Origin of the sequence: Citrobacter arsenatis, from assembly GCF_004353845.1 — a bacterium.
Taxonomy (GTDB): domain Bacteria; phylum Pseudomonadota; class Gammaproteobacteria; order Enterobacterales; family Enterobacteriaceae; genus Citrobacter; species Citrobacter arsenatis.
The window spans coordinates 2,884,358-2,897,508 of sequence record NZ_CP037864.1; the positions used below are offsets into that span (position 1 = coordinate 2,884,358).

11 protein-coding genes and 1 pseudogene are annotated in these 13,151 nt (G+C 50.1%); 5 read left to right on the forward strand and 7 right to left on the reverse strand.

Translation table 11 applies throughout. The annotated features are described in order from the left end of the window. Positions 1 to 57: 57 nt before the first annotated feature. Both E1B03_RS14960 and E1B03_RS14965 read right to left on the reverse strand, forming a co-directional pair. Complete coding sequence (locus E1B03_RS14960; protein WP_103770788.1) at positions 58 to 1,521, reverse strand: pyridoxal phosphate-dependent decarboxylase family protein; 1,464 nt, start codon at positions 1,519 to 1,521, stop codon at positions 58 to 60. A gap of 15 nt (positions 1,522 to 1,536) precedes the next feature. Continuing rightward, positions 1,537 to 2,922, reverse strand: coding sequence for a diaminobutyrate--2-oxoglutarate transaminase (locus E1B03_RS14965; protein ID WP_103770789.1), 1,386 nt, complete (start codon positions 2,920 to 2,922; stop codon positions 1,537 to 1,539). A 608-nt stretch (positions 2,923 to 3,530) separates the two neighbouring features. Here E1B03_RS14965 and lysC point away from each other — a divergent pair. Beyond that, on the forward strand, positions 3,531 to 4,892 hold the full coding sequence (lysC, locus tag E1B03_RS14970; RefSeq protein WP_103770790.1) for a lysine-sensitive aspartokinase 3: 1,362 nt from the start codon (positions 3,531 to 3,533) through the stop codon (positions 4,890 to 4,892). Positions 4,893 to 4,999: 107 nt separating this feature from the next. Here lysC and ychH read toward each other — a convergent pair whose 3' ends face one another. Next, positions 5,000 to 5,281 (reverse strand): stress-induced protein YchH, encoded by a 282-nt coding sequence (gene ychH, locus E1B03_RS14975; protein WP_003833480.1) that lies wholly within the window; start codon positions 5,279 to 5,281, stop codon positions 5,000 to 5,002. 274 nt (positions 5,282 to 5,555) lie between these two features. Here ychH and pth point away from each other — a divergent pair, with 274 nt between their 5' ends. The 3 genes and pseudogenes from pth to E1B03_RS14995 all read left to right on the forward strand — a co-directional run. Next, positions 5,556 to 6,140: an aminoacyl-tRNA hydrolase gene (pth, locus tag E1B03_RS14980; protein ID WP_016153302.1), complete on the forward strand. Its 585-nt coding sequence runs from the start codon at positions 5,556 to 5,558 to the stop codon at positions 6,138 to 6,140. Positions 6,141 to 6,255: 115 nt separating this feature from the next. Next, the gene (ychF, locus tag E1B03_RS14985) at positions 6,256 to 7,350 is read left to right on the forward strand and encodes a redox-regulated ATPase YchF (protein WP_103770791.1); all 1,095 of its coding nucleotides are present in this window, start codon (positions 6,256 to 6,258) and stop codon (positions 7,348 to 7,350) included. A 279-nt stretch (positions 7,351 to 7,629) separates the two neighbouring features. Then, positions 7,630 to 8,292 (forward strand): annotated as a pseudogene (locus E1B03_RS14995) (alpha/beta hydrolase); the annotation flags it as partial. 52 nt (positions 8,293 to 8,344) lie between these two features. Here E1B03_RS14995 and E1B03_RS15000 read toward each other — a convergent pair. Further along, on the reverse strand, positions 8,345 to 9,217 hold the full coding sequence (locus E1B03_RS15000; RefSeq protein ID WP_103770793.1) for an aldo/keto reductase: 873 nt from the start codon (positions 9,215 to 9,217) through the stop codon (positions 8,345 to 8,347). Positions 9,218 to 9,436: 219 nt separating this feature from the next. Between E1B03_RS15000 and E1B03_RS15005 the strand changes: the two genes are divergently transcribed. Further along, positions 9,437 to 10,336 carry a LysR family transcriptional regulator gene (locus E1B03_RS15005; RefSeq protein ID WP_103770794.1) on the forward strand — a complete coding sequence of 300 codons (900 nt, stop codon included), beginning with the start codon at positions 9,437 to 9,439 and terminating at the stop codon, positions 10,334 to 10,336. A gap of 88 nt (positions 10,337 to 10,424) precedes the next feature. Here the strand turns inward: E1B03_RS15005 and E1B03_RS15010 are convergent, their stop codons facing one another. From E1B03_RS15010 to E1B03_RS15020, 3 genes are all read right to left on the reverse strand, one after another. Beyond that, positions 10,425 to 11,216, reverse strand: coding sequence for a carboxymuconolactone decarboxylase family protein (locus E1B03_RS15010; RefSeq protein ID WP_103770795.1), 792 nt, complete (start codon positions 11,214 to 11,216; stop codon positions 10,425 to 10,427). Positions 11,217 to 11,240: 24 nt separating this feature from the next. Continuing rightward, positions 11,241 to 11,594 (reverse strand): cyclophilin-like fold protein, encoded by a 354-nt coding sequence (locus E1B03_RS15015; RefSeq protein ID WP_103770796.1) that lies wholly within the window; start codon positions 11,592 to 11,594, stop codon positions 11,241 to 11,243. A gap of 219 nt (positions 11,595 to 11,813) precedes the next feature. After that, complete coding sequence (locus E1B03_RS15020) at positions 11,814 to 12,863, reverse strand: NAD(P)-dependent alcohol dehydrogenase (RefSeq protein WP_103770797.1); 1,050 nt, start codon at positions 12,861 to 12,863, stop codon at positions 11,814 to 11,816. Positions 12,864 to 13,151: the final 288 nt, after the last annotated feature.

The following is a 13,151-nucleotide window of genomic DNA, read 5'->3' on the forward strand; positions in this document are numbered from 1 at the left end:
ACAGGCAAAAAAAATGGCTCCCGCGTGTGGGAGCCATTTTTATAACAAGCTTATTGCTTACGCTTTCAGCAATTGCTCAGCCGTTGCCTTCACGCTCGCCAGCAGAACTTTGACATCCTCCAGGCACACGGTAGGGTTTAGCAGCGTCAGCTTCAGGCAGGTGACGCCATCTGCTTCGGTCACGCCGACGTTGGCGCTACCGGAAGCCAGCAGAACGTCACCAATACGCTGGTTCAGCAGCGCAACGAAGGCCATGTCGTCACTTTGCGGGCGGAAGCGGAACAGCACGCTTGCCAGCTGCGGCTCCATCACCAGTTCCAGATGCGGCTGGGTTTTGACAAACTCAGCAACATCCCGCGCCAGCGTTACGCCGTTATCAATGATTTCGGCATACTGCTTTTTGCCCAGCGCTTCGAGGCCCATCCACAGCTTCAGCGCATCGAAACGACGCGTGGTCTGCAGCGACTTCGACACCAGGTTTGGCACGCCAGCCTCTTCATCGAAATCAGAGTTCAGGTAGGCCGCCTGATAACGCATCAGCTCATAGTGACGTGCGTCTTTTAACAGAAACGCACCGCAGCTGATGGTCTGGAAGAACTGCTTGTGGAAATCCAGAGTCACGGAATCCGCCAGCTCAAGACCATTCAGGAAGTCACGGTACTTCTCAGAAAGCAGTAACGCCCCGCCCCATGCCGCATCCACGTGCATCCAGATCTGGTGTTCTGCTGCCAGCGCCGCAATGTCCGCTAACGGATCGATTGCACCCGCATCGGTAGTACCGGCAGTCGCCACAATCGCCATAACCTGCTCGCCGTTGGCTTTCGCCTGAGCCAGCTTATCTTTCAGGTCAGCCAGATCCATACGTGAAAACGCATCGGTCTTCACCTGGGTGACGGAGCGGTAGCCCAGCCCCATCAGCGCCATATTCTTCTGCACAGAGAAGTGCGCGCTTTCAGAGCAGAACACTTTGATTTTGCTCAGATCGCCGGTCAGACCATCCTGCTGAATGGAATGCCCCTGGCGAGCGAAGAAAGCATCACGCGCCAGCATCAGGCCCATCAGGTTACTCTGGGTGCCACCGCTGGTGAATACGCCCGCGTCGCCAGCCGCATAGCCTACCTGTTCACGCAGCCATTCGATCAGCTTGATCTCAATGATGGTAGCCGACGGGCTCTGGTCCCAGGAGTCCATACTCTGGTTGGTGGCGTTGATCAGCACTTCCGCCGCCTGGCTAATCACCAGGCTTGGGCAGTGCAGATGCGCCACGCACTGCGCATGGTGAACCAACAGGCTGTCTTTCAGAAAGTATTCAACCGCACGCTCAATAGCGGCCTGGTTGCCCAGGCCCTGAGACGTAAAATTCAGGTTGATACGTTCACGCAGTTGCTCAACGGTTTTACCCTGATACATCTCAGGCTGCTTCAACCATTCAACGACCGCTTGCGTACTCTGCTCGATAGCGTCCTGATAGGCGGCGATACTTTGCGCCGAGCCGGACAGAATCGGGTTTACGTCTGACATTCGATCCAACTCCGTTTAAACCGGCTTCACGCCAGCGCCCAGCAGGGCGTTTTCGAATTTATCGAGGAAAATTTCCAGCTCAGCGTTGGTGATAAGCAGAGACGGCAGCAAACGCAGGACGCAACCGTTGCGGCCACCACGCTCCAGAATCAGCCCGTTTTCGAAGCATTTTTTCTGCAGCAACGCGGACAGCTCGCCATCGGCTGGGTAGCAACCCATGTGATCCTGCGCTTCATTCGGTTTTACGATTTCCAGACCGATCATCAGACCCAGACCACGCACCTGGCCGATAACCGGGTAGCGTTTCTGCAGGTCAGCCAGTTTGCCTTTCAGCCACTCGCCCTGGGCGGCAACTTTATCGGCAATCTTGTCGTCTTTGAGGATCTTCAGCGTTGTCAGACCGGTAGCCATCGCCAGTTGGTTGCCACGGAAGGTGCCGGTGTGGTGGCCCGGAGACCACGCATCGAACTGCTTTTTAATGCCCAGTACCGCCAGTGGCAGACCGCCGCCAACCGCTTTGGACATCACGATGATATCTGGCTCAATACCGGCATGTTCGAAGGCGAACAGTTTACCGGTACGGGCGAAGCCAGCCTGAACTTCATCGATGATCAGCAGAATGCCGTGTTCCTGGGTCACTTTACGAATGCGCTGCAACCACTCAACCGGAGCCGGGTTCACACCGCCCTCACCCTGCACCGCTTCGAGGATCACAGCAGCCGGTTTACGAACGCCGCTCTCAACGTCGTTGATCAGGTTTTCGAAATAATAGGTCAATGCTTTAACGCCAGCCTCGCCGCCGATACCCAGCGGGCAACGGTACTGGTGCGGATACGGCATAAACTGCACTTCCGCCATCATGTTGCTAACCGCTTCTTTCGGCGAAAGGTTGCCGGTCACGGACAGCGCGCCGTGGGTCATCCCGTGGTAGCCACCGGAGAAGCTGATGATGCTGGAACGGCCGGTGACTTTCTTCGCCAGCTTCAGCGCGGCTTCAACGGCATCGGCGCCGGACGGCCCGGTGAACTGCAGGCAATATTCTTTGCCCTGGCCCGGTAATAAAGAAAGTAAATAAGATGAGAATTCATCTTTTAACGGCGTGGTAAGGTCAAGCGTATGTAACGGTAAGCCGCTTGTGATGACACTTTGAATGCTCTGCAGCACTTCAGGATGGTTATGACCAAGCGCCAGGGTTCCGGCACCTGCCAGGCAATCAAGATATTGATTATTTTCTACGTCAGTAATCCAGACGCCCTGCGCTTTAGCAATCGCTAATGGCAGTTTACGTGGATAGCTGCGGACATTAGATTCAAACTCAGCCTGTCTTGCTAAAAAGGTATCATTGCTCTGTGGTAATGAATTAGCACTTAAAGTATCAATACGGACTTTATCCGTCATCATATCACTCCTACAACCAGGTGTAGATCAACGCCTGATTGAATAAATGGTTATAAGGATTACCTGTAAAAAAGCGCGGCTAATATATGTTGTTTTAGCTTAGGACTCAATCATTTATTTTTTGATACTTAAAAATGGCACTTTTCCCTTAAAATTCAGAATGTAACAGCCACTCACCATTACTAAATCCTAAAGAAATATAGCTATTTAATTAACAATATCGTAGCCAATTGCAACGCAGACAATGTAATAAAAACCATGGGGTTTTCATGTTTTTATTAATTTTTTACACGTTTTTACCATTAATAATGCACGCAGTTTCTTGTTACGACATGATTTTCCACTTATTTATCGATAAATCGAATAAAAAAGTCGATCCCTAAATATAAATCACTTAGTATGGCGCGCTTATTTGCAGGCTATGTAGATAAAATTAATGCGCAGCACCCGATAACGCGTACAGGCGACACACGTTATCGACAACAGGTATTCCCTGGGTTGTCAGCAGAAATGTTCGCGGGCGGACATTTCGTAAGGTGAACGTCGTTCCCTTATGCCGAGAATGAAAATTTTCTAGCCATACTTTTATGGCGCCCTGATATGAGATTGTTATGACTCGCATTTATCCACCATCCGTCGTTGCCAAATTTGGCGGCACCAGCGTCGCTGATTTTGATGCGATGAACCGAAGCGCCAGCATTGTCCTTGCTGATCACGATGTCCGTTTAGTCGTACTGTCTGCCTCCGCAGGCGTCACAAACTTACTGGTCGAGCTTTCTGAAGGTCTGGAAACGCATCAACAATTAGATAAGCTTGAGACCTTACGCGCCATCCAATACAACATTATTTCCCGCCTGAAGCAGCCGTCCGTTATCAGCACGGAAATCGATAATCTTCTCAACAACATCCGTCATCTTGCACAAACGGCGACGATCTCACCGTCCGATGCCCTAAGCGATGAATTGGTCAGCCACGGCGAGTTGATGTCCTCTTTGCTGTTTACTGAAGTATTACGTGAACGTCACGCCGAAGCTGGATGGTTTGACGCTCGTAGCGTGATGCGTACTAACTCGAACTTCGGCTGCGCCGAACCCGAACTCAGTACCCTGCACCACCAGGTGGAGACTCACCTGCTCCCTCGTCTTGAGCAAGCGATTATGGTGACTCAGGGGTTTATTGGCCGCGATGCTGCCGGACACACCACAACGCTTGGGCGCGGCGGAAGTGATTACACGGCAACGCTTCTCGGTGAAGCGCTTCACGCCGCACGCGTAGACATCTGGACCGATGTCGCAGGGATCTACACCACCGACCCACGCATTGCGCCGCGGGCCAAACGAATCGACCACATCTCGTTTTCCGAAGCCAGCAACATGGCGGCTTACGGTGCAAAAGTGCTCCACCCGGCAACGCTACTGCCGGCAATGCGTAAAAGCATTCCGGTCTTTGTTGGCTCAAGTAAAGATATTGCTGCTGGTGGTACGCTGGTGCACAACACCACCGATAACCCACCGCGCTACCGTGCGCTTGCCGTGCGCCGTAAACAGACGCTGTTGCGATTACATAGTCTGGACACACAACCGTCCTGTTCTTTCCTGGCGCAGGTCTTCACCATTTTATCTCACCACGCGGTTACGGTAGATTTAGTCACAACCTCAGAGAATTGTATTGCGCTGGCGCTGGACGCCACTCATGCAACCTCAGGTGAAGACCATGTGCTGACCACGGCATTGTTTACCGCATTGTCCTCCCACTGTCGTGTGGAAGTGGAAACCGGACTGGCATTAGTCACTTTGGTGGGGAATCAGCTGACTCAGGCTACGGGGGTTTGCAAAGACGTTTTTGCCTGGCTTGAAGAGCATACGGTACGCATGATTTGCCATGGGGCGTCAAACGACAACCTGTGCATCTTGCTGCCGGCTGACGCTGCGGATAGCGCGGTTAAAACGTTACATTATCGTTTATTCGAATAATGTTTCTTTTATATCGTAACGCGTAGAAGTGCGTTTAATGCAAGCATAATGAACAAGCAGAGCCCTGGTATTCAACCAGGGCTTTGTGTTCAAAGCGCAGCACTTATTTAGTTATGACGATGATTGGTATCACCGCGACGGCAGCGTTTGTCATAGTGGCGCACCCACCAGTAACGGTCACTGATTTGTTCATGGCCACCCACTCTGGCACCTGCCAACCACAGAACACCACCAACAAAAATACTGAGCACGGCACCATGTGCGAAAAACTGTGGCAGATTAAATTGTGGCAGTTGGTTTAAAATAGAGTAACCGACACCACCGACCATCACCACCAACCCTAAAGCCATGAGCACGTTACCGAGTAACGAAGCGTTTTTGCGTTTCATGTGTCACCTCCGGAACTTTGGGTTGTTACAGGGAATACCCCTAATCCTTATGTGTAAAGTATAGACAACACTGCCGTTTGCAAGTGCGGGAGCGATCACAATTACAAACACTCAAGCAACAAAACTTTACAATTAAGCTACTGAACATACTCATTTTCTAATAGTCGATGCGTGCAATTATTCAGTTTTTGGCGTTAAGCACGCAGTTTTTTGTCAACCGCAGCGCCAGACAGTAAACTACACGTCGTTTATGGAAACACTCAGGACAAAACACGTGACGATTAAATTGATTGTCGGTCTGGCGAACCCCGGCGCAGAGTATGCGGCAACACGACACAACGCAGGCGCATGGTATGTCGATCTACTGGCAGAGAGATTACGCGCTCCCCTGCGCGATGAGCCGAAATTCTTCGGCTACACATCCAGAGTAACGCTCGAAGGGGAAGATGTTCGTCTGCTGGTGCCGACCACCTTTATGAATCTGAGCGGCAAAGCCGTTGGCGCGATGGCCAGTTTTTATCGTATCAACCCCGATGAAATTTTGGTTGCACACGACGAGTTAGACCTGCCGCCTGGCGTGGCCAAATTTAAGCTTGGCGGCGGTCATGGCGGACATAATGGCCTGAAAGACATTATCAGTAAGTTAGGTAATAACCCTAACTTTCACCGTTTACGCGTTGGAATTGGTCATCCGGGCGATAAAAATAAAGTTGTTGGATTTGTTTTGGGCAAACCGCCTGTTTCAGAACAGAAGTTAATTGATGAAGCGATTGACGAAGCAGCACGTTGTACCGAGATTTTATTCAAAGATGGCCTGACCAAAGCAACGAGCCGGTTACATACCTTTAAAGCGCAATAAGCAGCGATGTGCGGCATTTTTGTCGCGTGCTGTGTATAATAGGCAGAGTTATTTACTTTTCTACAATCTGTTTTCCATAACAGGTTGAATATCAAAAGATTAAGGTGATTTAAACATGGGATTCAAATGCGGTATCGTCGGTTTGCCAAACGTAGGCAAATCCACCCTGTTCAACGCGCTCACAAAAGCGGGTATTGAAGCGGCAAACTTCCCGTTCTGTACTATCGAGCCGAACACCGGTGTTGTCCCGATGCCCGATCCGCGTCTGGATCAGCTGGCCGAAATCGTCAAACCACAGCGTATCCTGCCAACCACGATGGAATTCGTCGACATTGCTGGTCTGGTAAAAGGCGCGTCCAAAGGTGAAGGTCTGGGTAACCAGTTCCTGACCAACATCCGTGAAACCGAAGCTATCGGCCACGTGGTTCGCTGCTTTGAAAACGACAACATCATCCACGTTAATAACAAAGTGGATCCGGCTGACGACATTGAAGTTATCAATACCGAACTGGCGCTGTCTGATCTGGATACCTGTGAACGCGCTATCCATCGCGTACAGAAGAAGGCCAAAGGCGGCGACAAAGACGCGAAAGCGGAACTGGCTGCGCTGGAAAAATGTCTGCCACAGCTGGAAAACGCCGGCATGCTGCGCGCGCTGAAAAACCTGACCGACGAAGATAAAGCGGCCATCAAATACCTGAGCTTCCTGACGCTGAAGCCAACCATGTATATCGCCAACGTCAACGAAGATGGTTTTGAAAATAACCCGTACCTCGATAAAGTGCGCGAAATTGCGGCAGCCGAAGGGTCTGTTGTGGTAGCCGTATGTGCCGCCGTTGAAGCCGACATCGCAGAACTCGATGATGCCGACCGTGAAGAATTTATGGCGGAGCTGGGTCTGGAAGAGCCAGGTCTGAACCGCGTGATCCGCGCAGGTTACGAATTGCTGAACCTGCAGACCTACTTCACCGCTGGCGTGAAAGAAGTCCGCGCATGGACCATCCCTGTCGGCGCAACGGCTCCACAGGCGGCGGGTAAAATCCACACCGACTTCGAGAAAGGCTTTATCCGCGCGCAAACCATCGCGTTTGAAGATTTCATCACCTATAAAGGTGAACAAGGCGCGAAAGAAGCCGGCAAGATGCGTGCAGAAGGTAAAGACTACATCGTTAAAGATGGCGACGTAATGAACTTCCTGTTTAACGTCTAAATAAAATTTGTTGTCTCGTGAGGTTTCTCTTAACCTCATGACAACGGTAAAAATCTATAAAATCCACGCAATTGCGTGGATTTTTCATTTCATAATGTCTCAAATCATCTCGTAACAACGCTGTCAAAAATGAGTACATGGATGAGTACAACATTCTTCCATCTTCATTTTGAGTGAGTACAATAACGGAACATCCAGCATGGCCGCATCGGCGGTAATTAAGATGTAGCCCTGCTCGGCGAGACGCTGGGCATACAAACCCGCGACCTGTTTTTTTACGTTACACCTAAACCTGATGAACAGATGTGGTTCAACCAGTTCCGCGTTGGCGTGTGGCCAGAGTATTTTAAAGGCGTTCAGTTCTCTCACGACAAAGAAGCGTTGAACCAGTATTTCCGTCAGATGACCCCAAATACAGGGCCGTTTAATATCAATGTCATCTCTGATGCGATGTCCGCCGTCGTGGACAAATCCGGCCCGGCTATCCTCTTCACCTACTCTCAGGGCGGTGGACCAGGCTGGTACACGGCGATGAAAAACGACAAGGTCAAAGCCATTGTCGCCTTTGAGCCTGGCAGCAGCTTTGTCTTCCCTGAAAAAGAACTCCCTGCCCCGATGCCAAGCGCGTTCGACACGCTGAAAGGTGAACCTGTGCCAATGGCGCAGTTTATGGCGCTAACCAAAATCCCAATTCTGATTATTTACGGCGATAACATTCCGGATAAACCTGTCGCCATGCCCGCGCAGGACAGCTGGCGCGTACGTCTGGCGATGGCTCGCGAATGGCGTGATGTGGTGAACAAGCATGGCGGGGATGTGACGGTGACGCATCTGCCTGAAGTGGGAATCAAAGGGAATACCCACTTCCCGTTCTCTGATTTAAATAATGTGCAGATTGCTGATTTGGTGAGTCAGTTCCTGAAAGAAAAAAATCTGCAATAGAAAGAAGTCGTATTGAGCCTTCATTATTGAAGGCTCAATACCAATATCAGCATTAGCGATCGTGAATTTTCACACCAAGACAGCCACGCACAAATTCCGGATTGAAGTGTTTCACGGCATCACCAACGTAGCCTAAATCGAGTGAGCTGATTTGCGCCATTTCGCTCTCAGTCAATGAGAAATCCCAGATGGCAAAGTTCTCTTCAATACGTTCCTGACGGGTGGATTTAGGGATAACAGTGACACCGCGCTGCACATTCCAGCGCAGGACAATCTGAGCAACTGTTTTTTTGTGAGTATCAGCAATTCGCTGCAGCATTTCATTTTCATAGGGCTTATGCCTTCCGCCGCCTAAGGGTGCCCATGCTTCCGGCTGAACGTTGTAATACTTCATGGTTTCAAGTGCAGCAGGCTGCGCAAAGTAAGGATGCAATTCAACCTGATTCACCATTGGCCTGATCCTGACGGTTTCGCAGAAATTTGCTAATACGTGAGCATAGAAATTGGACACCCCAATCGCCTTAAGCTTACCGGCATCATAGGCATCTTCCAGCGCTCGCCACGCGCTGAAGTAATCACGCATGGCCTGATGCAGTAAATAAAGGTCAAAATATTCCAGCCCTGATTTTTCTAACGACGCTTCAATCCCTGCTTTGGCCATATCGTAACTGGCCATGTCCTGTACCCATAGTTTTGAGGTAATAAATAGCTCTTCTCGGCTACATAACCCTTTGGCAATAGCCTCGCGCACTGCGTCACCAACGGCATCTTCATTACCGTAAACTGCTGCGGTATCGATAAGGCGATAGCCAGTACGAATAGCAGTCAATACTGACTGTTTACATTCTTCTTTATCTGTTACCTGAAAAACACCAAAACCTGCCATCGGCATTTTCAGGTTATTGTTTAATAATGAATAATTCACTTTTGAATTCCTCTGCCATACCTGAATAATCATTCTAGAATAAAAAGACAGACATGAGTAAGGCGCGAAATCTGATATGACTTATGCACGATTTTCATAAATTACGCCCCAGAAAATCGACCAGCTTAACGCCGTAAATTACCTATCCATTAAGTGCCCCTTCGCTATGCATTACGCTACACTACTCCATCACTTTCTTTTGGCAGTAAGGGGGGCAGGTTGGCACGGGAAAACCTTAATGATTTAATGGCGTTTATAGTCGTCGCGCGTGAAAAGAGCTTTACCAAGGCAGCGGCACATTTAGGCGTTTCACAATCAGCCCTCAGCCATACCATTCGAACCCTCGAATCCCGTCTTGGGATGAAACTTCTGACCCGCACCACACGCAGCATTTCGTTGACCGATATAGGGCAATTAATGATCGATGACCTCGGCCCTTATATCGATGGGATCCAGGGGCGATTACAGTCACTGAAGGACCTCAACAGTAAAGCCGCCGGTACGGTACGTATATCAACGTCAGATTATGCGATCGGCTCTGTCATATGGCCCAAGCTTGAGCCGCTGCTCAAGGAATACCCGGATATTACTCTGGAGCTGATTGATGACTATGCGCTGACGGATATTGTCTCCGGCCGCTTTGATGCAGGAACGCGGCTCGGTGAACAAATATCTAATGGCATGATCTCCGTGCGTATCGGCCCGGATGTGCGCTTTGCTGTCGTCGGTTCTCCTGACTATTTTTCCCGCCACCCTTACCCGCAGCATCCTAACGATCTTATTGATCACAACTGCATCAATCTTCGTTTTCCCACCCACGGTAATTTGTATGTCTGGGAGTTCGAAAAAGAAGGAAAGAGCCTGAACGTCAAGGTCAGCGGTCAGCTTGTGTTTAGTCGTATCTATCAGAATTTGCAGGCCGCCATAGAAGGATATGGGCTGGCACATGTTCCCCGTGATATAGCAGAGAAACAGCTCGCCCGCGGCGAACTGATTAGCGTCCTTGAAGACTGGTGTCCTTACTGGGATGGTTATTACCTTTACTATCCGGAAAACAGAAATCACTCGAAAGCTTTCCAGCTTGTTATTGACGCGCTGCGCCATTATAAACATCCCTGAACAGGCCCCGGCAGATGCACGCCCCGCTTTCTGCGCAGAAAAAAAGCCAGCATCTGTTCAGATCCTGGCTTTTGCGAATCGTCATCCGTCAGGCGTGATTCCTGCCTGTAAATACCTCTTTAAATACGGGTAATGCCGAGAAAATGTTTGGCCAACCCGCCACAAAGGCCAGCTGTGTCAAGATCTCTGAGGCCTGAGTCTGGGTCAAACCATTACCCATCGCCCGATTAAGGTGATACGGCACTTGCGCCACTTGTCCGGCGGTAACCAGTGCGCTGACGGTTATCAGGCTTCGGTCCCGTGGTGCCAGGCCCGGCCGTAGCCACAGATTAAGGAATAGAGCATCCGTGGTGTATTTCACGACCCCCGGTGATACCTTGCCAAAGTTTGACTCAACCATTGTGGCACGTTGGTTTTCCGACGTTTTATCAAGAGGCAGGAAATCCACTTTATCCCCTGGCAGGGAAGCCGTATCGATATGGCGTTGTGCAAATACATTACGCACAACCAGTGCCGCAGAGGTGGCGTTTGGCCAGCCAGCATAAAATGCCAAGTGGGTAATGACCTCGGAGATTTCAGCAGGCTTCACGCCGCTATCCAGCGCCACGTTAAGGTAGTGCGGAAGCTCAGACGTATCATTACGGCTGATGAGCGCTGCAACCGTGACCAGGCTGCGGTCGCGACGTGACAACTCCGGACGATTCCAGAGATCCTTTTCAATAAATCGTTCAGCATACGCAGCCATAGCGGGTGCGACTTCAGCCACAGCGCCATGTGTATCTTTTAGTGTCATTTTCAAACTCCTGTTTTGCGTGGTTTGGGAAACGCATCCGCTCATCAATAACAGAGAAAGAATCGCCAGAAATGTTCTGCTTATCATTCATGTTCTCTCGCCGAGTGACGATTATTCCCTCAACAGTTCAAATCTGGCGCTGTAGGCATCGGGGTGGACGGGCAATGCGTCGGGCTCATCTAATTGCCCAAGTTTAATTAAGCCTGTCACATAGCTATGGGCTTTATAAAATATGGCCAGATTTCCCCATGGGGCATAAAGGGTTATATCACCTTTTTTTGCTGTCGCTCCTTCGGGTGAACCTTCGGTGGTCAACCGGGAAGGTAAGTCACTTATTTTCTCCTCCCTGGCGTAATCTTTTAGCTGCAACGTAAGCGGTAATAAGGCCGCAAATTCGCGGCTCGCTGGGGAGTTATTCAGGGTCGCGGTAAGGGTTTTATCGTTAAGTATGATATTTATCTTCATTAAATTTTCCTCTGTGTTCCGCGCACTCACTATAGCCGAAAACATGAATATCAGACCCAATATGCTCCACCATGAAAAAATAGATAATACACGTTGCGTTTTTAAATAAATAAACATGAGGAGCCACTCAGTCGAAGTCAATTGCAACTGTTTTAAAAAAAGACGCAGAGGTGTTGTGAAAGCGGTAGCAAATCCGCACTACCGCTTCCGTATCTGAGTTTACTCTGCGCTCAGCGAGGCCATATCAATGACGAAGCGGTGGGCCATGTCTCCCTGTGCAAGACGGGTGAAAGCATCGTTTATCTGCTCAATACCAATCATTTCGCACTCAGGATAGACATCATGCTTCGCGCAGAAATCCAGGACTTCCTGAGTTTCCGCAATGCCGCCGATCAGCGAACCCGCAACGCGACGGCGTCCCATGATCAGAGGAACCGTGAGCGGTTCATCCATCAGACCAACCTGGCCGACAATGACTAACGAGCCATCAATATCTAATAACGGGGTATAGATATTCAGGTCATGCTTAACGGGGGCTGTATCAATAATTAAATCGAATGCACAGGCTGAATCCTGCATTGCCTGCGGATCGGAAGAAGGCAAAATGCCTTTCGCACCCAGCGCCTTTGCCTCTTCCTCTTTGTTCTTATTGCGGCTGATGACGGTCACCTCGGCCCCCATTGCCACGGCCAGCTTAACCGCCATGTGGCCCAGACCCCCTAATCCGATCACGCCAACGCGGCTTCCCGAACCCACATTCCAGGTACGCAGCGGAGAGAAGGTAGTGATACCAGCACAAAGGATTGGCGCGGTCTTTGCCAGGTCCATATTTTCCGGCACGCGCAGAACAAACTCTTCGCGTACGACAATATGTTTGGCGTATCCACCCTGAGTGATTTCGCCGCTCAAGCGATCCGGTGCGCCATAGGTAGGCGTCATCCCGTTACGACAGAATTGCTCTTCGCCATGCTCACACTGATCGCAGTGCAGACAGCTATCCACCATGCAGCCAACGGCGACATGATCGCCTGGATGATATTTTTTGACATTCTGCCCCACGGACGTGACGACCCCCACAATTTCGTGGCCCGGGATCAATGGATAAGGCTGCGGGCCCCAGTCTCCATTAACCGTATGTAGGTCTGAGTGGCAAACACCGCAGTAAAGAATGTCAATAGCGACATCGTTTTCACGTAAATCGCGACGTTCAAAATGATAAGGAACCAGTTTCGCGCCAGCAGCGTGCGCTGCATAACCAACCGTTTTCATTAATACCTCATATCGTGACGGGAAAATGGCGTTGTTTTAGTATGCAATCAGATAATTATGACAGATGAAGCCGTATCGCCTGTTAAAGACTGTTAATAACAACGCCCTTTTTCAGTTTCAGAATCAGTAAAGCCCCTGGTTAGCGCGTGCAATTATCTGGCAAGCAACGCGCCAATTAATGAAAGTGCCATATTCGATGCGAAGATTATTCGTCAAAACGATCATAAAGGTAACAACAACGACTTTCTTCGCACAACAGTACAATTGTGATATCAGTAATGAACAAAA

Bases quoted from the DNA above. Each gene is read 5' to 3' on its own strand.
- E1B03_RS15020 (WP_103770797.1), bottom strand. From the start codon at position 12,863: ATGAAAACGGTTGGTTATGCAGCGCACGCTGCTGGCGCGAAACTGGTT.
- ychF (WP_103770791.1), top strand. From the start codon at position 6,256: ATGGGATTCAAATGCGGTATCGTCGGTTTGCCAAACGTAGGCAAATCC.
- E1B03_RS14965 (WP_103770789.1), bottom strand. From the start codon at position 2,922: ATGATGACGGATAAAGTCCGTATTGATACTTTAAGTGCTAATTCATTA.
- E1B03_RS15015 (WP_103770796.1), bottom strand. From the start codon at position 11,594: ATGAAGATAAATATCATACTTAACGATAAAACCCTTACCGCGACCCTG.
- ychH (WP_003833480.1), bottom strand. From the start codon at position 5,281: ATGAAACGCAAAAACGCTTCGTTACTCGGTAACGTGCTCATGGCTTTA.
- E1B03_RS15010 (WP_103770795.1), bottom strand. From the start codon at position 11,216: ATGATAAGCAGAACATTTCTGGCGATTCTTTCTCTGTTATTGATGAGC.
- E1B03_RS14960 (WP_103770788.1), bottom strand. From the start codon at position 1,521: ATGTCAGACGTAAACCCGATTCTGTCCGGCTCGGCGCAAAGTATCGCC.
- lysC (WP_103770790.1), top strand. From the start codon at position 3,531: ATGACTCGCATTTATCCACCATCCGTCGTTGCCAAATTTGGCGGCACC.